The organism is Streptomyces sp. RPT161 (assembly GCF_027533845.1).
Classification (GTDB): domain Bacteria; phylum Actinomycetota; class Actinomycetes; order Streptomycetales; family Streptomycetaceae; genus Streptantibioticus_A; species Streptantibioticus_A silvisoli_A.
In genome coordinates, this window is the sequence record NZ_JAPZVN010000017.1 from 14,687 (window position 1) to 40,982 (window position 26,296).

The 26,296-nt window shown below is 71.0% G+C and carries 12 protein-coding genes; 5 read left to right on the forward strand and 7 right to left on the reverse strand.

All coding sequences use genetic code 11. The features are described 5' to 3' along the window. Positions 1-22: 22 nt before the first annotated feature. Entirely contained in the window at positions 23-1,228 is a 1,206-nt protein-coding gene (locus tag O5O46_RS26380) for an amidohydrolase family protein (RefSeq protein WP_269858079.1), read from the reverse strand. A gap of 263 nt (positions 1,229-1,491) precedes the next feature. On the opposite strand from O5O46_RS26380, the gene O5O46_RS26385 reads away from it, so the two are divergent. After that, on the forward strand, positions 1,492-2,190 hold the full coding sequence (locus O5O46_RS26385; RefSeq protein WP_269858080.1) for a TetR/AcrR family transcriptional regulator: 699 nt from the start codon (positions 1,492-1,494) through the stop codon (positions 2,188-2,190). Positions 2,191-2,721: 531 nt separating this feature from the next. Here O5O46_RS26385 and O5O46_RS26390 read toward each other — a convergent pair. Then, the gene (locus O5O46_RS26390) at positions 2,722-16,461 is read right to left on the reverse strand and encodes a type I polyketide synthase (RefSeq protein WP_443072633.1); all 13,740 of its coding nucleotides are present in this window, start codon (positions 16,459-16,461) and stop codon (positions 2,722-2,724) included. Between the two features lie 414 nt (positions 16,462-16,875). On the opposite strand from O5O46_RS26390, the gene O5O46_RS26395 reads away from it, so the two are divergent. Then, complete coding sequence (locus O5O46_RS26395) at positions 16,876-18,171, forward strand: carboxymuconolactone decarboxylase family protein (RefSeq protein WP_269858082.1); 1,296 nt, start codon at positions 16,876-16,878, stop codon at positions 18,169-18,171. 65 nt (positions 18,172-18,236) lie between these two features. Here the strand turns inward: O5O46_RS26395 and O5O46_RS26400 are convergent, their stop codons facing one another. Genes O5O46_RS26400 through O5O46_RS26420 form a run of 5 tightly spaced genes read right to left on the reverse strand, consistent with a single transcriptional unit; the run spans position 18,237 to position 22,295 of the window. Next, positions 18,237-18,914, reverse strand: a complete 678-nt coding sequence (locus tag O5O46_RS26400) for an O-methyltransferase (protein WP_269858083.1) — start codon at positions 18,912-18,914, stop codon at positions 18,237-18,239. A 3-nt stretch (positions 18,915-18,917) separates the two neighbouring features. Further along, positions 18,918-20,036 carry an HAD-IIIC family phosphatase gene (locus O5O46_RS26405; RefSeq protein ID WP_269858084.1) on the reverse strand — a complete coding sequence of 373 codons (1,119 nt, stop codon included), beginning with the start codon at positions 20,034-20,036 and terminating at the stop codon, positions 18,918-18,920. Between the two features lie 27 nt (positions 20,037-20,063). Continuing rightward, a complete protein-coding gene (locus O5O46_RS26410; RefSeq protein ID WP_269858085.1) occupies positions 20,064-21,173 on the reverse strand; it encodes an acyl-CoA dehydrogenase family protein in 1,110 nt (369 codons plus the stop codon). Next, the gene (locus O5O46_RS26415) at positions 21,166-21,444 is read right to left on the reverse strand and encodes a phosphopantetheine-binding protein (RefSeq protein ID WP_391858262.1); all 279 of its coding nucleotides are present in this window, start codon (positions 21,442-21,444) and stop codon (positions 21,166-21,168) included. The genes O5O46_RS26410 and O5O46_RS26415 overlap by 8 nt, the downstream gene beginning before the upstream one ends. Beyond that, the gene (locus O5O46_RS26420) at positions 21,441-22,295 is read right to left on the reverse strand and encodes a 3-hydroxyacyl-CoA dehydrogenase family protein (RefSeq protein WP_269858086.1); all 855 of its coding nucleotides are present in this window, start codon (positions 22,293-22,295) and stop codon (positions 21,441-21,443) included. The genes O5O46_RS26415 and O5O46_RS26420 overlap by 4 nt, the downstream gene beginning before the upstream one ends. Before the next feature lie 801 nt (positions 22,296-23,096). Here O5O46_RS26420 and O5O46_RS26425 point away from each other — a divergent pair. From O5O46_RS26425 to O5O46_RS26435, 3 genes are all read left to right on the forward strand, one after another. After that, the gene (locus tag O5O46_RS26425; protein WP_269858087.1) at positions 23,097-23,795 is read left to right on the forward strand and encodes a glycoside hydrolase family 16 protein; all 699 of its coding nucleotides are present in this window, start codon (positions 23,097-23,099) and stop codon (positions 23,793-23,795) included. 233 nt (positions 23,796-24,028) lie between these two features. Further along, on the forward strand, positions 24,029-25,786 hold the full coding sequence (gene ctaD, locus O5O46_RS26430) for an aa3-type cytochrome oxidase subunit I (RefSeq protein ID WP_269858088.1): 1,758 nt from the start codon (positions 24,029-24,031) through the stop codon (positions 25,784-25,786). Then, entirely contained in the window at positions 25,783-26,157 is a 375-nt protein-coding gene (locus tag O5O46_RS26435) for a hypothetical protein (RefSeq protein ID WP_269858089.1), read from the forward strand. Before ctaD ends, O5O46_RS26435 begins: the two co-directional genes overlap by 4 nt. Positions 26,158-26,296 lie beyond the last annotated feature (139 nt).

Below are 26,296 nucleotides of genomic sequence, written 5' to 3' on the forward strand. Positions count from 1 at the left end.
CGACGTCGAGCGGGCGATACGGCTAGTCGGTGGAGACGGCGCCACGGCGCCAGACCGCCCGAACGGACAGACCGTCCTCGACGCGGGTCGTCGGGTCGCCGTCCACCAGGACGAGATCGGCCCGCGCCCCGGCGGCGATCCGACCGCGGTCGTCCAGGCCGAAGCGCCGAGCCGGAACGGAGGTGGCGGCGCGCAGCGCCTGCACGGGCGTCAGCCCGGCCTTGACCAGGAGGCGCAGTTCGTGGTGCAGGCTCGCGCCGTGCACCACCCCGCCGTGGGCGGGGACGGGGATGGAGGCGTCGGTGCCGGCGATGATGTCGACGCCTGCGCCGTGCAGGGCGGCCACGCTCGCCAGCACCTGGTCCAGACTGCCGTCCGGGTACTTGTTGAACGTGCCGCGCAGTGTGGCAAGCCACTCAGGCGGCAGCTTGGGGCCTACCCGCGGGTCGTCGGCCAGCGCCTGGCCGGTGCCTCCCATGAGGGAGGAGCTGACCACCAGGCACGGGGTGACGAAGATTCCGGCGTCGGCGATCGCCGAGACGATCTCCTCGGTGTGCGCTCGATCGATGAACAGGTGCGCCAGGCCGTCCACCCCGACCTCGATGGCCTGCTCGGTGGCGGCCAGCGTCATCGCGTGCGCGATCACCTTCTTACCCAGCAGGTGCGCCTCCGCCACGCCGGCCTTGAGCGCCGCCGTGCTGATCATGGGCAGCCCGGGGTGTCCCATCACGGTGCCCTCTTCGATCATGACCTTGATGTAGTCGGCGCCCTGGCCGGTCATCGCCCGGACGTGGGCCACCGCCTCAGCCGGGGTCGAGACCGACGGCGGTGTCCAGCCGCCCCCGCCAGGCCGGTGCTCGGCCAACTCGGCGATCAGCTCGTGGGGATGGCCGTCCTTCGCCATCAGGGCCAGCAGGGCCGAGCGCACGTCGGCGAGGTCGTCGTCCTCGTCGATCTCCTTGCGTTGCTGCGGCGTCCAGTAGCCCTGCATCTCCAGCTCCGTGGTCACGCCGAAGACCCGCGCGAGCCTCAGTCCGTCCAGCGAGGTGTGCACGTGTCCGTCGATCAGACCCGGCAGCAGCGTGCCGCCCCGGCCGTCGACAACCTCCGCCCCGGCGGGGGGCTCCTGGCCGATGGAAACGATCTCGGTTCCCTCGATTGCCACGGTCCGCTCGGAACGAACGTGTTCGCCGTCAAAGATCCGAACATTCGTAATGAACGTGGACATGAATCGCTCCTAATGGTCGACGGGGCGGCGACCTTCAAAGTGGGCGCTGACACGACCACCGTAACGAACATGTTCGCTACGAACAAGTTCGTTACGTCGGCCGCAGCAGGACATCCGGCCAGCAATTCCCGTACCAGAGGCCAGACCCGCTTACGCTCCGCCGCGAACAGGACCAGCCCAAGGCGGCGACACGCCTTCAGCGCCAGCCTGGCGTGCCGTTGAACGGCTTGGAGTCCGCGAACATGTTCGTTAGGCTGTTTCGCATGACAGCACGCACGGCCCCGAAGAGCCGCCGGGAGCGCCCAGCCAAGCCCGCCCTGAGCCGCGCCGGGATCGTCGCGACATCGGTCGCGCTCATGAGGAGCGAAGGACTGGAGCGGGTGACGATGCGCCGCCTGGCCCAAGAACTCGACACCGGACCGGCCTCGCTGTACGTGTACTTCCGCAACACGGCCGAACTGCACGCCGCGGTCCTCGACGAGCTGCTCGGCGAAGTCGACCTCAGCTCCGTGCCGGATGACGGGCCCTGGCGCGAGCGTCTCATCGACGTCCTCACGTCCTACATCCAGGTCCTGTACGAGCACCCGAGCCTGGCCCGCTCCGCCCTTGTAGCGCGCCCGCGGGGAGAGCACTACCTCGCCCTGCTCGAAGGGCTGCTGGCGATCCTCAAGTCCGGTGGAATCGAAGGCGAACGCGCAGGCTGGGCCGTCGACCTTCTCCTGCAGTTCGCCACCGCGGCTGCCGCCGAGCACGGAAGCCGACGCCAAGCACCGGAGGCGCAGGAGGAATGGACGGCCTTCACCGAGGCCCTGCGCGCGGCCCCACCCGAGCGCTACCCGCATCTGGCAGCGACGTTCGACGACCTGTTCACCGGTACCCCGCGCGAACGCCGCACCTGGACCTTCCAGGTCCTCCTCAACGGCATCCTCACCGCGCCCGCCCCGGACACCCGCCACGCGTGAAGGCCCGGGTGCGGCCGCCGAGTTGAACCAGCCGTCCGCCGCAGCGCGTAGAACTTTCGGCGGAAGCGGCGTCCGTGCGTCCATGACTCAGCCGACGAGTCCCATCACGACCGCGCCACCGAAGAACACCGCCGCACCACCCAATGACGTCGATGGCCGGTCCGGAGCCGCCGAAGGCGGAGTAGCCGTCCAGGTGCGGGCCCGGGATGTGCGGCCGCGCTCTGCGCACGTTCCAACAACTCCTGCGCCCCTGACGGATCTCGGGCCACCATCCGGCGGGCCGCCCCGACCAGGACCGACCGCAGCCGGGTTGGTGCAGGCCCTGCTGGGCCGTGTGTCGTCCGGTCGGTTTCACCCGCACCGAGCCTGCCCGCATCGGTCGCGGTGGTCCCGGGCTGTTCACCGTGCTGGGTCGGCATCGTCCGCTCCTCAGGCCTCAACGACCCTGGTGTGGAACGCCGTTCGGTCACGATGGCACTCCGCCGGGGCACGGCGGAGGCCCAGCAGGTACGGCCGTGGTGCGAAGTCGATTCAGCGGGCGCACCCCCGTTCGCTGAGCCAGGCGGTGATGTGGTCGGCGGCGGCGGGGGCGTGCTGGTTGATGAGGGTGAAGTGGTTGCCCGGCGTGGTGAGGGTGGTGGTGATGTGGGGAAGTGTGGTCTGCCAGGGGTGCGGTCCCGTGTCCGTCCCGGGCGAGACCGGGAGGGGCTCCGAGGCCTGAAGGAGCAGAGTCGGGAAGGGGGCGGGGTCGGGGGTCCAGGTGCGGATGAGTCGTTCGGTCCACGCGTAGGCGGACAGGGTGGTGGCGGTGTAGCCGCCGGTGAGGTGCTCGCGCTCGTACAGGCCGTGCCACAGGTGTGGAAGGAGCGCGCGGGCGACGGGGGTTTGCAGGTCGTAGGTGTCCAGGAGGACGACGGCCCGCACGGGGGTGCCGTGGTCGGCGAGGTAGCGGGCGGTGGCGTGGGCGAGGATGCCGCCGGATGAGGTGCCCAGGAGGACCACCGGCTCGGCGGCCTCGCCACCGGCCCCGGCGGTGCTGTCGCTGCTGGTTTCGGCCTCCACGGCCTGTGCCAGTCCTGCCACGAGTGCTTCGCGGGTGGCGGGCAACGCCTCGTCCGTGCCGAAGCCGGGGGGCGTCAGGCAGGAGATGGCCCAGTGTTCTGGGAGGGCTCGGGCGAGTGCGAAGTAGGTGTCCGGTCCGGTCAGGGGCACGATCGGGGCCACACAGATCAAGCGGGGGCCAGAGGTGCCGGCGGTGAGCCGGTCGACGGCAGGCGGGAGGGGCTCGGTGCTCTTGGGCCTGAGGGCGGCGAGATCGGACAGCAGGGTGTCGGCGTCGTCCAGGCGGCTGGTCCGTACGGCCTCGCGGTGGAGTCGGGCGACCAGGTCCGTCGGGGATGCGCCGACGGTGCCGCGGTCGGGCGTCGGTGAGGTGGCGAGGTGGTCCAGGAGGTGGTCGGCCAGGTCGGCCGGGGTGGGGTGGGTGAGGACGACGGTGCTGGGCAGGGCTGTGCCGGTCGCCGTGGCGAGCCGGTTGCGCAGGTCGACCGCCGCGAGGGAGTCCATGCCGTTGGCGCGGAACACCGTGTCCTCGGCGACCGCGTCGCCGGATGCGTGGCCGAGCGCTGCCGCGGCCTCGCTGCGTATCAGGTCCAGGAGCAGTCGCCGCTGCTCGGTGGGCGGCAGGCTCCGCAGCCGCGTGGTGAACTCGCCGTCGCCACGGGTGGCTGCGGGCTGGGTGAGGATTTGTGCCTCGGGCAGTTCACTGAAGAAGGGGTTGGGGCCGGCTGTGGTGACGACCGGTAGGTAGCGCTTCCAGTCGATGTCGGCGACCGCCAGCGCGCTCTCCTGCTCGTGGACTCCTTGGGCGAGGGCGGTCAGGGCCAACTCGCCATCGAGGAAGGACACCCCGGTGCGGAGGAGTTGCTCGCTGTCGGATTCGCTCAGTTGCCTGCGGGCTTCGTCCCAGGGGCCGAAGAAGATCGACGTCGCGCAGGCGCCGCGGGCGCGGCGCTGTGCCGCCAGCGCCTCCAGGTACGCGCCGGCCGCCGCCTGTGCGGCGTGCTCGCCCACCCCCCACATTCCGGCCACCGACGCGGGCAGGACGAAGGCGTCCAGTTCGCTGTCGTCGAGGAGTTCGTCGAGGTGCGCGGCACCGGTCACCTTGGTGTGCACCGCGTCGGCGACATGGTCGAGACCGGCCGTGGCGAGGGGGCCGAGGGCGCGGGTACCGGCCATGTGGACCACCGAGCGGACCGGGGTGCCGTTTGCTGAGAGCTCGTCGAGTACGGCGGCCACGGCCTCCTTGTCGGTCAGGTCGCAGGGCACCGCCTCGGCGATCGTCCCCTGGGCGTTCAGCTCCGCCACGAGCTCGGCAGCGCCGGGTGCGGCGGGGCCGCGGCGGCTGAGCAGTACCAGGTGTTCGGCACCCTGCCGGGCGAGCCAGCGGGCGGTCCTGCTGCCCAGGGCTCCGGTGCCGCCGGTGATCAAGATCGTGCCGCGGGGTGTCCAGGTGGCGGGCGCGTCGGCTCGTGCGGGTGCCTTCACCAGGCGCCGGACGAGGACGCCCGACAGGCGCACCGCCGCCTGCTCCTCCCCCGGCCCCTGCGAGAGCACCGAGGCGAACCGGCCGGCCGTCTCGGCGTCGAGCCGCTCGGGGAGGTCGGCCAGTCCGCCGCGCAGCGAGGGTGCTTCCAGGGTGGCGGTCCGTGCGAGGCCGACGGTCATGGCCTGACGAGGGTTGCGTACCGGGTCGGCCGGGCCGGTGGAGACCGCGCCGCGGGTCACCGTCCACAGCGGCACCCGGGTGCCGGAGGTCATGAGGGCCTGGGTCAGGGAGACGGTCAGTGCCAGGCCGGTGGGCAGTGCGGGCCGGTCGGCGTCGGCTTCTTCGGCCGTGGCGAGGAGCGAGAGCACTCCGGCCGCGCGGTCGAGGTCGCCGAGTCGTGCCGTGAGCGTCTCGGGGTCGGTGCAGGTCTCGTCGAGGACCACGCGGCGGAACCGGGCGCCGTGTGCGGTCAGGGCGTCCAGTACGTCCGCGCCGTCGGCACTGCTGGTGCTGACGACCAGCCAGGTGCCGGTCAGGGACGGGCTGGTGGGGACGCGCAGGGGCGTCCAGGCCGTCCGGTAGCGGCAGGTGCTGACCAGGGCGTGCTGGTCCTGCCGCTCGCGCCAGGCCGACAGCGCGGGAAGTACCGTGTCGAGGGCGGCCTTGTGTTCGGCTTCAAGACCGATGAGCGTGGCGAGGGCAGCGGCGTCCTGCTGCTCCACCGCCTCCCACAGCGGCCCGTCGGCGGAGCCGGGCGTGCGAGGCGCAGGGGTGGGCGGAGCGGTCCAGTAGGACTCGTGCTGGAAGGCGTAGGTCGGCAGGTCCACCACGCGGCCACCGGTCAGCACCGTGGGCCAGTCGACGGACACGCCGTGGGCGTGGGCCTCCCCCAGCGAGCGCAGGACGCGGTCCCATCCGCCGTCGTCCCGGCGCAGGGTGCCGAGGGTGACCGCGGGGCTGCCGGCCTTCTCGATGATCTCGCTGGTGCCGACCGCGAGCACCGGATGCGGGCTGACCTCGATCATGACGCCGTGCCCCTCGCGCACCAGGCCCGTCATCGTCTCGGCGAACGACACCGCCTGGCGCAGGTTGCGGCACCAGTAGCGGGCGTCCAGTTCCTCGGTGTCCAGGCGGCCTCCAGTCACCGTGGAGTAGAACGGCACCTGCGACGCGCGGGGCCGTACGCCGGCCAGCAGCTTCAGTAGTTCGGGCTCTATCTGGTCGATGTGCGCGGAGTGGGCGGCGAAGTCCACCCCGGGAAGCCGCCAGCGCATGAGACCGGCAGCGGACAGGCCGCGCTCGACCTCGTTCAGAGCGGCCGGGTCGCCGGAGACCGTCACGATCCTCGGGCCGTTGACCGCCGCGATCGACACCGCACCGGAGATCTGGTCCAGCACCGCCTGGACCTGCTCGGGCGGTGCCATCACCGACATCATCGCGCCGCTCCCGGACAACCGTTCACGGATCAGGCGGCTGCGCAGCGCCACCACACGGGCACCGTCCTCCAGGGACAAACCGCCGCTGACGCAGGCGGCAGCGACCTCACCCTGGGAATGACCGACCACCGCAGCCGGCTCGACGCCCAGCGAACGCCACACAGCGGCGAGAGAGACCATGACCGCCCACAGCACGGGCTGCTGCACATCGGGCCGCCCCTCAAGCGGAGGTGCACCGTCCGCACTGCGCATCACGCCGGTGAGTGACCAGTCGATGTACGGGGCCAGGGCCGCCTGGCACTCGTCGACGCGGGCGGCGAAGACCGGCGAGGCGTCCAGGAGTTCGGCCGCCATCCCGGGCCAGGCCGCGTCCTGGCCCGGGAAGACGAAGACCACCGGGCCACGTGCGGGCGCGGTGCCCCGCAGCACACCGGGATGTGCGGTGCCCTGGGCCAGGGCGGCCAGGCTCTCGCGCAGCGCCGTGCGATCGTCGCCGACCAGCACCGCCCGGTGCTCGAACGCGGTACGGGTCGTCGCCAGCGAGTACCCGACGTCGACGGGCCGCAGCTTGGGGTGGTTCTCCAGGTGGGTGAGGAGTTTGTGGGCCTGGGCGCGTAGCGCGGCGGCGGACTTGCCCGACAGCGGCCACGCCACCGGGCCGCCCGATGCCGGGCCCGCGGTGAGGGGGTGGTCGGCGGCCGCCGGGGCCGGTCCGGCCAGCGCGCCGGTCCCGCCCACGGGCTGTTCGGCGGGCGTGGGGGCCTGTTCCAGGACGGCGTGCGCGTTGGTGCCGCTCATGCCGAATGCCGAGACAGCGCATCGCCGTGGTCGGCCGAGAAGGGGCCATGGCACGGCTTCGGTCAGCAGGCGGAGCGCGCCCGCGTTCCAGTCAATGCGCGAGGACGGCTCGGTGACGTGCAGCGTCTTGGGCAGCCAGCCGTGCCGCAGCGCCATCACCATCTTGATGACACCCGCGACACCGGCGGCGGTCTGGGTGTGCCCGATGTTGGACTTGACCGAGCCGACCAGCAGCGGCGGGTTGTCGCCCCGGTCCTGGCCGTAGGTGGCCAGCAGTGCGTGCGCCTCGATCGGATCGCCCAACGCGGTGCCGGTCCCGTGTGCCTCGACGGCGTCGACGTCGGACGCGGCGAGCCCGCTGTTGGCCAGGGCCTGCCGGATCACCCGCTGCTGCGCCGGACCGCTGGGCGCGGTCAGCCCGTTGGAGGCACCGTCGGAGTTCACCGCCGAGCCGCGTACGACGGCCAGCACCCGGTGGCCGTGCCGCAGGGCGTCCGAGAGCCGCTCCAGCACCAGCAGGCCGGCGCCTTCGGCGATGCCCATGCCGTCCGCCGACTCGGCAAACGCCTTGCACCGGCCGTCCGGCGCCATGACCCGGTGCCGGCTCAACGAGACCAGCACGTCCGGGCCTGCCAGCACCGTCGCACCGCCGGTCAGAGCCAGGCTGCATTCCCCCGATCGCAGCGACTGGCATGCGAGGTGGAGCGCGACCAGCGAGGAGGAACAAGCCGTGTCCACCGTCACCGACGGCCCCGCCAAGTCGAACACATAGGCCAGACGGCCGGACAGCACGCTGGGGATCGTCCCGGTGAGCTGGTATCCGTCGGCGTCCGCCGATGCTCCCGCGCCGTAGGTCTGGGAGAGCGCGGAGACGAACGTGCCGGTCGTGCTTCCCCGCAGGGACGCCGGGTCGAGCCCGGCGCGTTCGAACGCCTCCCAGGCGAGTTCCAGCAGCATCCGCTGCTGCGGGTCCATCGCAGTCGCCTCACGCGGGGAGATCCCGAAGAATCCCGCGTCGAACTCGGCAGCCCCGTCCAGGAAGCCCCCCGCCGCCGCTGAGGTCTTGCCGGCCCGCTCCGGGTCGGGATGGTGGACATCCGGGTCCCAGCCGCGGTCGGCGGGCAGCGGGGCGACAGCGTCCGTGCCCGCGGCCAGCAGTTCCCACAGCTCCTCGGGCGAACGCACCCGGCCGGGGAACCGGCAGCTCATTCCGATGATCGCGATCGGTTCGGCATCGGGCGTCCCAGCCGCCGGGCCGCGCCTCGTGGCCGGGGCCGGCACGGCGCCCTGGTGCTGCTCGCCGGTCCCACCATCCAACTTGGCCCACAGGTGGTCGGCCAGTGCTTCGGGGGTCGGGTGGTCGTAGACCAGGGTCGAGGGCAGGCGCAGGCCTGTGCGTTTCCGCAGGGCGTTCCGCAACTGGTTGGCGGTCAGGGAGTCGAAGCCCAGGTCCTTGAACGACCGCCCGGCCCCGACCGCCGCCGGGCCTGCCAGCCCCAGCACCGCGACCACCTGCTCGCGCAGCAACTCCAGCAGACGGGTGCGGGCCTGATCGCCCGTCAGCCCGGCCAGCAGGTCGGAGGCCCGGGTGGTGGCGGCGGGGGTCCGACGGGCGGGTGCGGCCGGGACCAGGCCCCGGAAGACGGCGGGGACCGTGTCGCGCGCCCGCAGAGCTGCCCGGTCGACCCGGGTCGCCACCACCGACGCCCCGCGCGCCGCGCTCGCGGCGTCGAACCAGGCCAGTCCCTGCTCGACGGAGGACACCGGCAGCCCGGCCCGGGCGATCCTGTCCATCTCCGCGGCGCTCAGCCCGGCGGACATACCAGCGTCCTGCGGCCATGGCCCCCACCCGATGGACAAGCCCGCGAGGCCTTCCGCGGCACGCCGCTGTGCCAGCGCGTCCAGGAACGCGTTCGCCGCGGTGTAGGCGGCCTGACCCGCGTTGCCCAGGACGCCGAAGACCGAGGAGAACACCACGAACGCCGTCAGGTCGCGATCGCGGGTCAGTTCGTGTAGATGCCACGCGCCATCCAGCTTCGGGCGGAAGACCGTCTCCAGCCGATCCGGGGTCAGCGCCTGGATCAGTCCGTCGTCGAGCACACCGGCGGCGTGGAGGACGCCGGTCAGCGGGTGCTCGGCCGGGATGTCCGCCAGCAGGGCGGCCAGGGCTGCGCGGTCGGAGACGTCGCAGGCGGCGACGGTGACCCGCGCGCCCTGGGCGGTCAGCTCGGCCACCAGCTCGCCGGCGCCCTCGGTATCGGCGCCCCGGCGTCCGGCCAGCAGCAGGTGACGGACCCCGTGCTCGCTGACCAGGTGCCGGGCGACCAGCGCGCCCAGGCCGCCCAGACCACCGGTGACCAGCACGGTTCCCTCGCCGCCCCACACCGCTCCCGGCACTGCCGGGTCCGGGGCTGACAGGTCCGGTGCCGACGGGACCGCCGCTGGCGAGCCCGGAACGTCGGCGGGGGCCAGGCGAGGTACCAGCAACTCGCCATTGCGCAGCGCCAGTTGGGGCTCGTCGCAGCCCAGCACAGCGCGTCGCACCCCCGCGGCGGCCGATACCGGATCCCCGCCGTCCGCGGGGTCCACATCGAGCAGCACGAAACTGCCGGGGCTCTCCTGCTGGGCCGACCGCACCAGCCCCCACACCGCGGCGGCCACCACATCCGGCACCGTTCCGGGCTCGATGGCCACCGCCCCGCGGGTCACGAACACCAGCCGGGACGGCCGCCCGACAGCGCTCCCGCCGCCGTCCTCGCCCACCAGGTGCTGCCGCAGTACGTCGAGGACAGAGGTGGTGGCGGTACGGACCGCCTCCGGCACCGGCACACCGGCAGGCGTGACGACCGGGACCAGCGCCACTTCCCCGGCCGCGGCAGGGTCGTGCCCGCCAGTCTCCGGCACCGCGGCGGCGAGCACCGGGGCGGGCAGCCACTCCAGGCGCAGCAGCGACTGACCGGCCACGGGCCGCGGGGCTTCGACGCCCTGCGGCCGCAGCGTCAACGAGCGTACGGAGAGCACCGGGTCGCCTGCGGCGTCCGCCGCAGTCAGGGTGACGGTGTCCTCGCCTGTCCTGCGCAGCCGCACCCGCAGCACCGACGCGCCCACGGCGTGCAGGCTCACCCCGGACCAGGCCGCCGGCGACATTCCGCCCGGCGCGTCGTCGAGGCCGGTCAGCGACACCAGGGGCAGCACCGCGTCCAGGAGCGCGGGGTGCAGGCCGAAGGAGCCGGCATCGTCGGCGAGGTGCTCGGGGAGCCTGACCTCGGCCAGCACCTCCTCACCGGACCGCCAGGCCGTCCGAACGACCTGCCCCGCCGACCCACGCACCAATTCGGGCCGGGACTCGTGGAAGGCGTTCAGGTCGACCGGTACGGCGCCCTGCGGCGGCCACACCCGCCCGTCTTCGAGCTCGGCCCCCGGCGCGCCGGGGGCGAGGACGCCGGTGGCGTGTACTGTCCAGGGCGCTTCGGCGGTGTCGGCGGGCCGCGCGTGAACGCCCAGCGTGCGCCGGCCACCGTCGCCGGGGCCGCCGATCGCCACCTGGATCCGCACAGCGTCCCCGCCCGCCCCGGACAGCACCAGTGGGGCGGCCAGCGTGAGCTGCTCGACCACGCCGCAGCCGACCTCGTCGCCCGCCCGTACCGCCAGTTCCACGAAGGCGGCGCCAGGGAACACCGCATGGTCGGCCAGCCACGGCTGCTCCATGGCCGACAGCCGCCCGGTGCACAACAGGCCGCCGCTCTCGGGTAGTTCCACGACTGCGCCGAGCAGCGGGTGATCCGCACGGTCCAGTCCCGCCGAGAGCACCCCGGCCGCCGAGCCCGTGCCTGTGGAGGGGATCCAGTACCGGTCGCGCTGGAAGGCGTACGTCGGCAGCGCGATGCGGCGCGCCCCGGTCCCTGCGAACAACTCGGCCCACCGCACCGGCACGCCGCGCACGTACAGCCGGGCAGCCGCCGTCACCACCGTGGACTCCTCGCCACGGTCCCGGCCCAGCAGCGACACCGCCTCGACGTCCCCCACGTCGACCAGGGTGTCCTGGGCCAGCGCGGACAGGGTCGCGTCCGGTCCCAGTTCCACGAAGGTACGGGCTCCGGCCGCGGCCGCCGCGGCGACGGCGTCGGCGAACCGCACGGTCAGCCCGACATGCTCAACCCAGTAACCGGAGGTGCAGATCCGCTCCGCGCCGATCTGCTGCCCGGTGACGGTCGAGACGATCGGGATACGAGGCTCGCCCAGGGCCAGGCCCTCGACGACGGTGCGGAAGTCGTCCAGCATCGGGGTCATCAGCGGGGAATGGAACGCGTGGCTGACCTGCAACCGCGTCACCTTACGCCCGTCGGCCGCGAACCGGTCCGCGATCGCCTCGACCGCGGTGGTCTCTCCGGAGACCACCACCGCCTGCGGGCTGTTGACCGCGGCCAGCCCCACACGCCCCCCGGAAGCGGCGAGCAGCGGCGCCACCTCGTCCTCGGTGGCCCGCAGCGCGACCATGGCGCCGCCTTCCGGCAGCGCCTGCATCAGCCGTCCGCGGGCGGCGACGAGCGTGCACGCGTCCGGCAGGGACAGCACCCCGGCCACGTGTGCCGCCGCGATCTCCCCCACCGAGTGCCCGACCAGCACATCGGGCACCGCCCCCCAGGACTCCACCAGCCGGAAGAGGGCCACCTCCAGGGCGAACAGCGCGGGCTGGGCGTACTCGGTACGGTTCAGCAGCTCCATGTCGTCGCCGAACACCACGTCGCGCAGCGGCCGCTCCAACTGCTCGTCCAGCAGCGTGCGGACCTCGTCCCACGCCGCCGCGAACACCGGGAACCGGGCGTAGAGGTCGCGGCCCATGCCCAGCCGCTGCGCGCCCTGACCCGCGAACAGCAGCGCCACGGGGCCGGGGTCGCCGACCACGGTGCCCTCGGCCACCCGCGCGGCCTGCCCGGCACCGTCCTCCATGCCGTCGGTGCCGCCCGTCTCGACCAGGAGGACCGCTCGGCACTCCAGCTCGGAGCGTGTCGTCGCCAGCGAGTAGCCGACGTCCGGCGCCGCCGCGCCGGTCTCGGCCACGAAAGCGGCCAGCCGCTCCAGCCCGGCCTCAAGCGCCGCCTCGGTACGGGCCGACACCGGCCACGGCACCACGGCGGGCCCGGCCTGCGCCGGTAGCGCGGCCGGTGCAGGCGCGGCGGGACGACCGGGCCGGTCCTGCGGCGGCTGCTCGATGATGACGTGCGCGTTCGTGCCGCTGATCCCGAACGACGACACACCCGCACGGCGGGGCCGCTCGACCCGCGGCCACGGAACGGTCCCGGTGAGCAGTTCCACCGCGCCGGCCGACCAGTCCACCTGCGACGACGGCGCGTCAACGTGCAGCGTCCGAGGCAGCACACCGTGCCGCATCGCCAGGATCATCTTGATGACGCCCGCGACACCGGAGGCGGCCTGGGTGTGCCCGATGTTGGACTTCAGCGACCCCAGCAGCAGCGGACGGTCCCGGTCCTGCCCATAGGTGGCCAGCAGCGCCTGGGCCTCGATCGGGTCACCCAGCCGGGTACCGGTGCCGTGCCCCTCCACCGCGTCCACGTCCGAGGGCACCAGGCCCGCACCGCCGAGGGCCTGGGTGATCACCTGCCGCTGCGAGATCCCACTCGGCGCGGTCAGGCCGTTCGAGGCCCCGTCGGAGTTGACCGCGGAACCGCGCAGGACCGCCAGCACGTGGTGGCCGTCCCGGATCGCGTCCGAGAGCCGTTGCAGCACCAGGATGCCCACGCCCTCGGACCATCCGGTCCCGTCCGCGGCCTCCGCGTACGCCTTGCAGCGGCCGTCGGGCGACAGACCGCCCTGCCGGGCGAACTCCACGAAGATCCCCGGCTCGGACATCACGGTGACACCACCGGCCAGCGCCAGGGAGCACTCGCCGGCCCGCAGCGCCTGCGCCGCGAGATGCAGCGCCACCAGCGATGAGGAGCAGGCCGTGTCCACGGTCAGCGCCGGACCCCGCAGCCCCAGGGCGTAGGCGATCCGGCCGGAAAGGACGCTCGGCGAGGTGCCGGTCAGCAGGTACCCCTCCGCGTCACCGGAGCTGTCCTTCAGCCGCGGACCGTAGTCCTGGGCCATCGCCCCCACGAACACCCCGGTCCGGCTGCCGTGCAGTGACGACGGGGCGATCTCGGCCCGCTCCACCGCCTCCCAGCTCACCTCCAGCGCCAGCCGCTGCTGCGGGTCCATCGCCTGCGCCTCACGCGGCGAGATGCCGAACAACGCCGCGTCGAAACGGTCCGCGTCGTACAGGAATCCGCCCGGCCTGCCGGTCGCCAGCAAGTCCGGTGCCCACCCACGGCCCGTGGGCATCTCGGAGATGGCGTCCGTCTCGGCGGAGACCAGGTCCCACAGCTCCTCCGGCGAGGTCACCCCGCCCGGGAAGCGGCAGGCCATACCCACGATCACGACCGGTTCGTCCGCCTCGACGGCGCCAGGCTCCGGCGACACGCCGCCGGTTGCCGGGCCGGTGGACTGGGCGGCCAGATGTTCCGCGAGCCGGTCAGGCGTGGGGTGGTCGAACAGCACGGTGTTGGCCATCCGCAGCCCGGTCGCGGACTTCAGACGGGTCACCAGCTCCACCGCCATGGCCGAGTCGAAGCCCAGCTCCCGGAAGGAGTGCGCCGGGTTCATCCGGTCCGCGGAGGAGTGGCCGAGCACCACCGCCGCCTCGGTACGCACCAGTCGCGCCAGACCGGCGCGCGTCCACGCGGCGTCGGATCCCGGGCGAACCGGCTCCACAACGACGGCCTGCCCGGCCCCTGCCACCGGAGCGACGGCCGCTCCCGCGGCACCACCGGGCGGCTCGGGGAGCCAGTAACGCTCCCGCTGGAACGCGTACGTCGGCAGTGCCACCCGTCGGGCGCCGGTCCCGGCGAACGACCGCGACCAGTCGACCGGCACACCACGGACGTACAACTCCGCCAGACAGGTCAGGAACCGGTCCCTGCCGCCCAGGTCCCGGCGCAGCGTGCCGACGGCCACCGCCCGGGCGTCGGCAGCGTCGATGATCTCCTGGATTCCGCCGGTCAGTACGGGGTGGGAGCTGACCTCGACGAAGAACCGGTAGTCCTGTCCCAGCAACGCCCGCACCGCCGGTTCGAAACCGACGGTCTGCCGCAGGTTGCGGTACCAGTACCCGGCGTCCATATCGGTGGTGTCCAGCCACGCGCCGGTCACCGTGGAGAAGAACGGCACCTGTGCACGGCGTGGGCCGACACCCTCCAGCGCGGCCGTCAACTCCTCACGCACCCGCTCGACCTGTGCCGAGTGCGAGGCGTAGTCCACCGCGATGCGGCGTACCCGTACGTCGGCGCCCGCGAGTTCGTCGAACAACGCGTCCAGCGCCTCCAGCTCACCGGAGACCACCACCGAGCCGGGCCCGTTCACCGCCGCGACCGAGATCCGGCCGTCCCAGCGGTCCAGCCGTGCCTCGACTTCGGCCTGCGGCAACGGCACCGACAGCATGCCGCCCTCCCCCGCCAGCCGGCGGGCGATGATCCGGCTGCGCAGCGCCACGACCCGCGCCGCGTCGTGAAGTGACAGCGCACCGGACACGCACGCCGCCGCGATCTCCCCCTGCGAGTGCCCCACCACCGCGTCCGGGACCACCCCGTGCGCCTGCCACAGCGCCGCGAGGGACACCATCACCGCCCAGGAGACGGGTTGGACCACATCCACCCGCTCCAGCGACGGCGCTCCCTCGGCCTGCCGCAACACCTCCAGCAGCGACCAGTCCACATGGGGTGCCAGCGCGGCAGCGCACTCGGCCAGCCGCTCGGCGAACACCGGGGACTCCGCCATCAACCGGACACCCATGCCGGCCCACTGCGAACCCTGGCCGGGGAAGATGAACACCGTCCTGCCCTCGACGTCGGCGGCTCCCCGCACGACGCCGGGCGCGGACTCACCGTCGGCCAGCGCTGCCAGCGCGCCCAGTGCACCCGTCCGGTCCGGCGCGAGGACGACAGCGCGCTGGTCGAATGCGGTCCGGGTGGTCGCCAGGGAGAAACCCACGTCCACCGGATCGAGGTGCTGGTTCTCCTCCAGATGGCAGGCCAGTCCGGCGGCCTGCGCGCGCAGGGCGTCCCGGGTCCGCCCCGACAGCGGCCACGGCACGGTGCCGGTGGCGTCGTCGGCGCCCGCGGTCGCAGGCGCGTTCCCGGCCGCCGGCTCGGCGGCGGACACGATCAGGTGGCAGTTGGTGCCGCCCATGCCGAACGAGGACACCCCGGCGAGTGCCCGGCCGTCGCGGTAGGGCCAGGGACGGGTCGCCGTCACCACGTCCAGGCGCCACTCGTCGAAGCGGATCCGCGAGTTGAGCCGTTCGAAGTTCAGGCTCGCCGGCAGCTCGCCCTTCCGCAGCGACAGCACGACCTTCACCAGGCCGGTGATGCCCGCGGCGCCCTCCAGATGCCCCACGTTGGTCTTCGCCGAACCGACCAGCAGCGGGCTGTCCCCGCGGCGGCCCACCCCGTAGACGGCACCGAGCGCCTCCGCCTCCACCGGGTCGCCCACCCGGGTACCGGTCCCGTGCAGCTCCACGTACTGCACCTCGGCCGGGTCCACGCCCGCACGTCGGCACGCCGCCCGCAACACCGCCTGCTGCCCCCGCGGATCGGGCGTCGTCAGCCCCTCGGCCGGGCCGTCGTTGTTGACCGCGCTCCCCTCGATGAGGCAGTAGATCTCATCGCCGTCAGCCAGTGCCCTGGCCAGCGGCTTGAGCAGCACCATCGCCGCGCCCTCGCCGCGGACGTACCCGTTGGCGCGCTCGTCGAAGGTGAAGCAGCGGCCGTCCGCGGACAGGGCACCGAGTTGGTCCGCCGCCACCGCGCTGTCCTGTACCAGGTTGAGGTGGACGCCGCCGGCCAGCGCCGTCGCCGACTCCCCGCGCCGCAGGCTCTCGCACGCCAGGTGCACCGCCACGAGCGACGACGACTGCCCGGTGTCCACCACCAGGCTCGGCCCCCGGAATCCCAGGAAGTAGGAGATTCGGTTCGCGATCACGCTGCGGTTCAGCCCGGTGAGGGTGTGGTGCCCGACGGCCGCCGGTCCCCTGCGCCGGTCCAGTGCGCTGTAGTCGTCCGCGGTCACGCCGACGAACACGCCGGTGTCGCTGCCCCGTACCGCGGCCGGCAGGACGCCCGCGTCCTCCAGGACCTCCCAGCCCAGTTCCAGCGCGAGACGCTGCTGCGGGTCCATCGACCGTGCCTCACGCGGAGAGATCCCGAAGAACTCGGCGTCGAAACGGTCGACTTCGCCCAGGAAGGCACCCCGGCCGGTCCTGTCGGAGACCGCTGCCTCGTCGCTCCACCGACCCGGCGGCACCTGCGCCACCGCGCTCACCCCGCCCGCCAGCAGCCGCCAGAACCGCTCGGGATCCTCTGCGGACGGCAACCGGCAGGCCACTCCCACCACCGCGATGGCGTTGTCCCTCGCACGGAGGCGCTCAGCGGACATGGACTCGGATCGGCTCACGGCACCGCTCCCCCAACTCTTCGTCTCAGCAGCTCGGCAGGCACGGCGGGCTCGGCGGGGAGAGAGCACGTGCCGCCACGGGCCGTTCTCCAAGAATCCGGCGGCACAGGACTGCCGTTCGAGTCGTGATCAACAATGCGCGATACTACAGGGATACCAGGGCAATACCAATAACTTTCGTTTTATCCTCGGCACACTCGCCCGACACCTCGACCTTTGCAGTTGCACACAGCGCCTCCGCCGCTACCCAGCGCGATGAAAAATCCGAATACCCCGAGCCCGACAAAACTCTTCCCGTGGCATTATTGTTGGAACACCGTCGGCCCGACAGGGCTTCCGCGGCCGAGTCGCCCGCCCCTGAGATGCCGACACACGAGCGAGCCCAAGGGGGAGGGAATGCGGCCCAGGATCGATCCGCAGGACGTGGACGAATTCGCCGTCACACCCGCCGGCCAGGCCTACGCCCGGACGGCGAAGGAGTCGCTGAACGGGCTCCTCGCGGACAGGCCCGCACCGAACGTCATGCGGACCATCGCCAACCACCCGACGCTGCTGCCCGCGATGCAGCCGCTGATGGCGCACGTGGCCGGCGAGGTCCTCCCGGCGCGCGAGCGCGAACTCGTCATCCTGCGCACGGCATGGCGCTCCCAGGCCCCGTACATCTGGGCCCACCACCACGCCGCGGGACTCTTCGTCGGGCTGAGTGAGACGGAGATCGCCCGGGTCGCCTCGGAGGACACCTCCGAGTGGACACCCTTCGAGGCCGCCCTCCTGGTGGCCGTCGACGAGCTCCACACCAGGTCCGTGATCTCGGACAGCACCTGGAAGCAACTCGCCGAGCGCTACGACGAGGAGCAGTTCCTCGAACTGCTGGCCCTCGCCGGGACGTACAAGACGCTGGCCTTCATCCTGAATTCCTCCGTCGCCCCGATCGACCCCTGGCTGGAACGCCCGGCGGTGCTGCCCGCGGACCCGGTGCAGATGAAGTCGGGAAGGCATGCGCGCCCACAGGGGCCGCGTCCGCCGACGCGGGGTAACGAGGCATGGAACCGGCGCATCGTGCTGCAGAACGGCGCGGGGCTCTCCCTGCTGACACCGACGGCGGCCCACCCCGAACCGCCTCTGCACGAGATCCTCGTCCGCTACCCGGACCTGCTGTCCACGGCCGCGAACGCGCACGACGCCGGCTCGCGGCTGCTGCTGATCCGCAGGACTCCCGCGGACGTCATGCCGGACACGGACGGCTACTCCTTCAGCGCCACCCATCTGTTCGCCGACGCCAAAGGCGTGCCGACCATCGTCGAAGTGGTGGAGCCGCACGACACGTGGAATGCGAACGACGCCCTCGGAAAAACACTCGACTACGCGGGCAGTGGGGCGCGGCACTGGCCGCTGCACATACTTCAGCGGTCACTCGACTACACAGCACAGCTGTACAGCAGCACCGAAGAGAATTTGCTACTGCAAATAGATTGCCCGATCGACAAGAGTTCGTTTCTGCGCACCCTCGAAGCGAATCTTGCCGTCGGCAGACTCCGTATGGCCATCGTGGCCAGTCAATTTCCGCCGGAATTCAACCGGGTCATCGAATTCCTCGGCCAGCAGCTCTACCCCGCGGAGGTGTACGGCGTCGAACTGCGCCGCTACTCCGACGGGGCCCACGCCGCGTACGTGCCGAGGGTGGTCGGCTGAGCGCGGCCCTCGCGGTGAGCGAAGGAGGCGGCCCGGCAGACCCCGGGCCGACCCCGGTCGGCCGTTCACTCCCGCGTTCGCCGCTTCTTCCGGATCAGCGTGATGCCGTCCGCCATGGGGACCAGGGACATCTCCACCCGCGGGTCGTCGCGGACCAGCGTGTTGAACGCGCGGATCGCGGTGGTGTCCGGGTCCTGGGCATCGGGGTCCACGACCTTGCCGAAGAACAGGGTGTTGTCGACCACGATCAGGCCGTGGTCGCCGACGAGGGTCAGCGCCAACTCGTAGTAGCCCGGGTAGCGCTGCTTGTCGGCGTCGATGAAGACGAAGTCGAACGTGCCGGGGCCCTCGTCCGCGACGAGGGACTTGAGGGTGTCCGTCGCATCACCGACGCGCAGGTCGATCCGCCCGTCGACGCCCGCCTTGGTCCAGTACTCGGCGCCGATCTGCGGCCAGCGCTCGGTGATGTCGCAGGTGACCAGCCGTCCGCCGGGCGCGAGCGCGCGGGCCAGGCACAGGGTGCTGTACCCGGTGTACGTACCGATCTCGAGGATCCTGCGGGCCGGGGTGAGACCGGCCAGCAGTGTCAGCAACTGCCCCTCCTCGGGCATGACCTGCAACGCGCTGCCCGCGGGGAGTTCCGACGTCGTCTCGCGCAGCTGCCGCAGGACCTCGTCCTCGCGCAGGGAGGACTTCCGGATGTACTCCGAGAGCCCGGCCGGGAGACCTAGCTGGTTCGCCATGCGTCATCCATCTTCTCTGATCGGACCGGTCGAGGGCGCGCCCGCGCTCAGGCGCTGAAGGCTGACGGTGTGCAGCTTCATCGTGGGCGGCGGGGCGCAGGGTGCCGGAAGCAGATGCAGCCGCTGGATGTCTTGTTGAGCGGGCGCGGGCAGCCCGGCCCGGCAGTCGCAGGACTCGTCGGTGAAGCCGGCGAGGCGGTAGGCGATCTCCATCATCCGGTTGCGCTCGGTGCGCCGGAAGTCGGCCACCAGGTGGACGCCCGCGTGGGCGGCCTGGTCGACGAGCCAGCCGAGGATCACCGAACCGGCGCCGAACGACACCACGCGGCACGATGTGGCCAGCAGCTTCAGATTCCAGACGCCCGCGTGCTTCGCCAGCAGTTGGAGGCCGACCGCGCCGTGCGGCCCGAACCGGTCGGTGAGCGTGGTCACCAGGACCTCGTGGTGTGGATCGGCCAGCAGGGTGCGCAGATCGGAGATGGAGTAGTGCACTCCCGTGGCGTTCATCTGGCTGGTGCGCAGCGTCAGTTCCTCCACGCGGGACAACTCGTCCTCGGTGGCGCGTCCGATGCGCATCTCCAGTTCCAGGGAACGCAGGAAGTCGTCGCTCGGCCCCTGGAACTCCGCCTCGGCCGACTTCCGCAGGAATCCGGCCTGGTACATCTGCCGACGGCGGCGCGAGTCCACCGTCACCGTCGCCGGGCTGAACTCCGGCAGAGCGGCGAGCTCTGGCAACCGCTCGGCGTCGTAGCAGCGGACCTGCGGCAGATGGAACTCGACTTCTGCCCGCTCCGCCGGCTGGTCGTCGACGAAGGCGATGGTGTCGAGCGCGAAGTTGAGCTCGTCGGCGATCTCCCGCACCGAGTCCGACTTCGGACCCCAGCCGATGCGCGGCAGGACGAAGTACTCGGCGACGCCCAGCGCCTCCAGTTGCTTCCATGCCTGGTCGTGGTCGTTCTTGCTGGCGACCGACTGGAGGATGCCGCGGCTGTCCAGCTCGGTGATGAGCTCGCTGACGGAGTCGGCGAGCTTCACGTCGCCGTCCTCCAGCAGCGTGCCCTGCCACAGGGTGTTGTCGAGGTCCCAGACCAGGCACTTCACGATGGGGGTCGGTTCAGCCACCGGTTCTCCTTGGCTCATGTCGCCGTCTCATCTCGCCGTCATGGACACCGCGTGGTCGGAAAGGATCAGCTGGCAGATCTCCGTACTGCCCTCGATGAGCTCCATGAGTTTCGCGTCGCGGTAAGCGCGCTCGACCGCGTGGCCCTCGTGCGCGGCCGCCGAACCCAGGACCTGCACGGCCGCGGCAGCGCCCTGCGCGGCCTGGACGGCGCTCACCTGCTTGGCGAGGACGGAGGCGACGACCATGTCGGGAGAGCCGCTGTCCCAGCACCGGCTGGCGTGTTCGCACATCCGGGTGGCGATCTGCTCACCGGTCAGCAGGTTCGCCAAGTGGCGGCCGACGAGCTGGTGTTGGGCGAGCGGTTTGCCGAACTGCCGCCGTGACCGGGCGTGTTGACGGGCGGCGTCGAGGCAGGCCCGGAGGATGCCCACGCAGCCCCAGGCGACCGAGATCCGCCCGTACGCCAGCGCGGTCGTCACCAGGAGCATCAACGGCTGCCCGCCGCCGAGTACCGCGCTGGCCGGCAGCCGCACGTCGTCGAGTCCTACGTCCGCGTGGCCCGCCGCCCGACAGCCGGACGGCCGCGGGACCCTGGTCACGGTGACGCCCGGAGCCGACGCCGGCACCACGACAGCGGCCGCCCCGGAACCGTAGCGCCCGACGACGAGGATCATGTCGGCGTATTGGGCCGCGGTCGTCCAGACCTTCTGTCCGCGGACGACGACGGCGTCACCGTCGGGTTCGATGGTGGTGGTCATCGCCGACAGATCGCTGCCCGCCTCCGGCTCGCTGAACGCGACGGCGGCAAGTTGGTCACCGGCCAGTTTCGGCAGGTACTCGGCGTGCTGCTGCGGGTTGCCCAGGCGCTGGATCGTCCACGCCGCCATGCCCTGAGAGGTCATCACGCTCCGCAGCGAGCTGCACCGGCTGCCGACGTACGCGGTGAACTCACCGTTCACCGCGCTGCTCACCCCGAGTCCGCCAGAGGCCTCCGGCACCTCCGCGCACAGCAGGCCGCGGGACGCCAGTGTGCGCAGCGCGTCGTCGGGAATCAGACCGGCCCGGTCCCACTCGGCGGCCCGGTCACCGATCAGATCGTCGACGAACTCACGGGCGTCTGCGAGCGGTTCAGGCATCGGCGGCCTGCTCGGCACCGTTCAGTCGCAGCACGAGAGCGGTCATGGCCTGGACGGAACGGAAGTTGTCCCGCTTGAGGTCGTCCCCCAGGATCTGCACGGAGAACGCCTGCTCCAGGTGGACGACGAGCTCCATGGCGAACAGCGAGGACACCAGCCCGGACTCGAAGAGGTCCTGGTCGGCGGGGACGTCCGCGCCGACCCGCTTCGAGACGAACGCCGTGATCGCCTGCCCGATCTCCTCAGCGGTGGTTACCAGGTCCTGGCTCACGAAAGCACCTCTCCGTAGTCATAGAAACCGCGCCCCGTCTTGCGCCCCAGATCACCGCGGCGCACCTTCTCCATGAGGAGTTCGCAGGGCTCGAAGGTGGAATTTCCGGTCCGCTCGGCGAGAATCCGAAGAGCGTCCGCGAGGTTGTCGAGTCCGATCAGATCGGCGGTGCGCAGCGGACCGGTCGGATGACCGAGGCATCCGTGCATCAGCCGGTCCACGGCCTCGACGCTCGCGGTGCCCTCGGCCACGATTCTGGCCGCTTCGTTGATCATGGGATGCAGCAGCCTGCTGGTGACGAATCCCGGCGCGTCGCGAACGACGACTGTTTTCCTCCCCAGCCGCTCGAGAAAGGAAAGGGTGGCGGCCATGGCGTCGTCGCCGGTCTGCGGGCCGCGGACCACCTCGACCATCTCGATGAGGTAGGCCGGATTCATGAAGTGCACCCCGGCCAGTTCCGCGGGTCGTTGCACCGACTTCGCGAGTTCGGCGATGGGGATACCGGACGTGTTGGTGATCAGCGGGACGCCGGCGCGGACCGTGCCGGAGATCTCCGCCATGACCTGCGCCTTGAGCGAGGCGTCCTCGGTAATCGCCTCGATCACCAAGGCGGCATCCGCCGCGTCCCCGCTCGACAGCGTTGTCGTCAACGTTCCGAGGGTCCGTCCGGCAGGGAAGGCGCCCATGAGTTGCCCGTGCCGCGTTTGCTGCGTGATTTCCGCCCGGGCGTCCTGCAGTACATCGTCAGAGACGTCAACCAGTACGACGTCCACCCCGCGGCCCAGCGCCAGTGCGGTGATGCTGCGGCCCATGACCCCTGCACCGAACACAGCAATCGAATCCGATTGCATATTCGCTAACACCTGCCACCAATCTTCATGTGCTTGAGCACGCCCTGACACGAGGACGGCGCGGACGGCCACAGCCTCCGGTCTCACAACCCTGACAGGAAAGCCTTTTCAGATCCTCGACGCGAGGGACCGGTAGCCGTCGATCGAATTGGTCGACTTCTCCCGAAAAATTGTGGGCGACGGTCCTCTTCGGGCCAACCCCTAGCCGCCCCAGTGCCAATCGGGGTGACCACCCGTCACCCCCCCTGCGCAGGTACGGTAATTCATCCGCCCAGGTCAGGGCCTGATCACCGGCTTCCTCCGGTGCCCGCGCTCCTCCGCCGACTCCACCGGACAGGCCTTCAGCCCACCATGATCTCTCGTGCTACTTCGCCTGGTCTACCTCGCCGCGGCCAACGCCTTCGCGCTGCTTCGGCTCCCGCCGATGCGCAGAGAGCTGTCCGTCAGAGGTCCGGCGCGATGTGATGGGCGAGGGCCACTGCCATCGTCCGCTCTGCCCACGCGTCCTCCACAGCGATGCCCACCGGCAGGCCACATGCCACGCCCCCCGAGCGGTTGGGCGGACCGATGGCCTTGCGATTTCAGGGGTACTAGCCTCGCCAGGAAGCCGTGCGCACTGGAGGGGGCAGCGTGAGATGTCGTGCCGCTGTGATCAGCCTCATCGCCGCCGCCCTGCTCGGCGCCTGCGCCGGTCCCGGACACGCGAGGCCACTGTCGGCACGCCGATCGAGTCGGCCCACACCACAGCCAACTGGGCGCCCGCACTGGCATCTTGCCTTCACTGACACGTTCAACACACCGGTGCCCGAAGGTGCCTTCTCGGACTGCAAGCACCACGTCGACACCCCGGCGGCATACTGCGGCGGCCTGCCGACGGCCGTGGCCACCAATTGGTGGGCGTATCCGGCAGGCTGGCCGGACACCGCGACACAGCGCCACTACGCGGTCGGCGGCTACTACGACCCGGCCACCACGCTCTGGATATCAGGCGGTCAACTCCACATCCGCATGTGGCGCGGAGCCACCGGTCCGGTTCACTCGGCGACCATCGTGCCGAAGCGGCTCATGGGACTGCGGTACGGCGCGTACGAGGAGAGGTGGCGGGTCTCCCACATCGCCGCGGGGTACAAGAGCGCGCACCTGCTCTCGCCGACCGACAACAACAGGTGCCCCAACTGCGAGGTCGACTTCCCCGAGGGAGAGTGGACCGGCGGAATCTACGCGTACGCCCACCACATGAACGCGGCCGACGGCGAACAGGACGGCTTCGGCATCCGCGCGACCTGGGGTCAGTGGCACACTTCGCGGATCGAGTGGACTCCCGGCGACCTGCGGTTCTACCTCGACGGCAGATTGGTCGGCGAGTCCCGCACGGCGGTTCCCGACACGCCCGCGGACTGGGACATCCAGAACGAGACCGCGCTGAACGGCCGGTCCCCCGCCCCCAGCTCATGGGCCCAGATGGACATCGCCCGGGTGCGCGGTTGGTCCTGGGGCTGACGAGCCCGGTCCGTCGGCGCGCCCGTCCACCCGCGACTCTCCACTGTCGCCACCGCGGTGGCGGAGACCGGCCCGGTCCCACTCGGCGGCCCGGCCCGCGACCAGACACGCACGGATGGGCCGAATGGCTCAATTCCAGACCTCACGCGGTCTGGTCACCCTGCCCGAATGGCACCCGATGGAATGGTGAGCCAGGTGATTCGAGCATCTGATGGCGTCCCAGGAGCAGCGCGGTGAGTATCCTCAACGAACCCCAGGGTGGCGCCGTCGGCGGGGCCACCGAGCTGCCGCCGGTACGGCGAAAGCAGCCGGGCAACGAGATCGTGAAGTGGCTGACCACCACCGACCACAAGACGATCGGCACCCTGTACCTGGCGACGTCGTTCGGCTTCTTCCTCCTCGGCGGCATCATGGCGCTGCTGATGCGCGCCGAGCTGGCCCGCCCCGGACTGCAGATCATGACGACCGAGCAGTTCAACCAGGCGTTCACGATGCACGGCACGATCATGCTGCTGATGTTCGCGACGCCGCTGTTCGCGGGCTTCACCAACTGGATCATGCCGCTGCAGATCGGCGCGCCCGACGTGGCGTTCCCGCGGCTGAACATGTTCGCCTACTGGCTGTACCTGTTCGGCTCGCTGATCGCGATCGGAGGCTTCCTCACTCCGCAGGGCGCGGCTGACTTCGGCTGGTTCGCCTACTCGCCGCTCACCGACGCGGTCCACTCGCCGGGGGTTGGCGGAGACATGTGGATCATGGGTCTGGCCCTCTCCGGCTTCGGCACGATCCTCGGTGCCGTCAACTTCATCGCCACGATCATCTGCATGCGCGCTCCGGGCATGACGATGTTCCGGATGCCGATCTTCTGCTGGAACGTGCTGCTGACCGCGGTGCTGGTAATGCTGGCCTTCCCCGTGCTGGCCGCCGCGCTGCTCGTGCTGGAGGCGGACCGCAAGTTCGGTGCGCATGTCTTCGAGCCTGGCAACGGTGGTGCACTGCTGTGGCAGCACCTGTTCTGGTGGTTCGGACATCCCGAGGTCTACATCATCGCGTTGCCGTTCTTCGGCATCGTCACCGAGATCATTCCGGTCTTCGCCCGCAAGCCGGTCTTCGGCTACATCGGCCTGGTGGCCGCGACCATCACCATCGCCGGTCTGTCCATCACGGTGTGGGCGCACCACATGTACGTCACCGGTGGTGTGCTGCTGCCGTTCTTCTCCTTCATGACGTTCCTGATCGCGGTACCGACCGGTGTGAAGTTCTTCAACTGGATCGGCACGATGTGGAAGGGGTCACTGAGCTTCGAGACACCGATGCTGTGGTCGGTCGGCTTCCTTGTGACGTTCCTCTTCGGTGGTCTGACCGGTGTCATCCTGGCCGCGCCGCCGCTGGACTTCCACGTCTCCGACTCGTACTTCGTCGTGGCGCACTTCCACTACGTGGTGTTCGGCACCGTGGTCTTCGCGATGTTCGCCGGATTCTACTTCTGGTGGCCCAAGTTCACCGGGAAAATGCTCGACGAACGCTTGGGCAAGTTCCACTTCTGGACCTTGTTCATCGGCTTCCACACCACCTTCCTCGTCCAGCACTGGCTGGGCGTCGACGGCATGCCACGGCGCTACGCCGACTACCTGGCGGCCGACGGCTTCACCACACTCAACACGGTCTCCTCCATCGGCTCCTTCATCCTCGGCGGATCCACGCTTCCTTTCCTGTACAACATCTGGAAGACCGCCAAGTACGGCAAGCCGATCCAGGTTGACGACCCGTGGGGTTTCGGGCGTTCGCTGGAGTGGGCGACTTCCTGCCCGCCGCCGCGGCACAACTTCCTGACGCTGCCTCGCATCCGCTCCGAATCTCCGGCCTTCGATCTGCACCACCCCGAGATCCCCGAACGCGAACTGGCCCCTGGCCTCGAACCCGCCCCCATCAGCGGAGAACAGCAGCCCGGAAGCGAACCCGGCGACGGTCAAGAAGGAACCGACAGGTGAGCACCGAAGCCAGCAGGACCAACAGGCGGCCGTCTGAAAGCGACCCGCATGACGGTCTGGACATCACCGAGATCGAGTCGTACCTGTCCCGGCAGGCCGAGATCAGCCAGGCCCAGCATTTCGCCGAGCGATTCGCCGACCGGATGCCATGGCTGACCGCCTCGCAACGACAAGACGTCATCCGCCACTACATCGCGGACAGGCTCCACCTCATGGACCACATCGCCTCGTGCTACCGCCACCAGCACCATCTCGACGCCCTGCGATTCCGATCGCAGAAGATGCGCCTGATCGCCACGCTGCTAGGTGTGATCACCGTCACCGCGGGCACCGTGGCGATGCTGGCCGAGATGCTAGCGGCACAACACTGAGCAGCCTGTGGTCGACGACCACCTGTCAAGGGCTGAGCCTGTACGTCTGACGGCCCGACATGGCAGACACCATGTCGGGCTGTCAGACGTTCAGCAGGTGAACGAGTGAGTTCGAGTCACCTTTCGCGGCCGTGAGGTG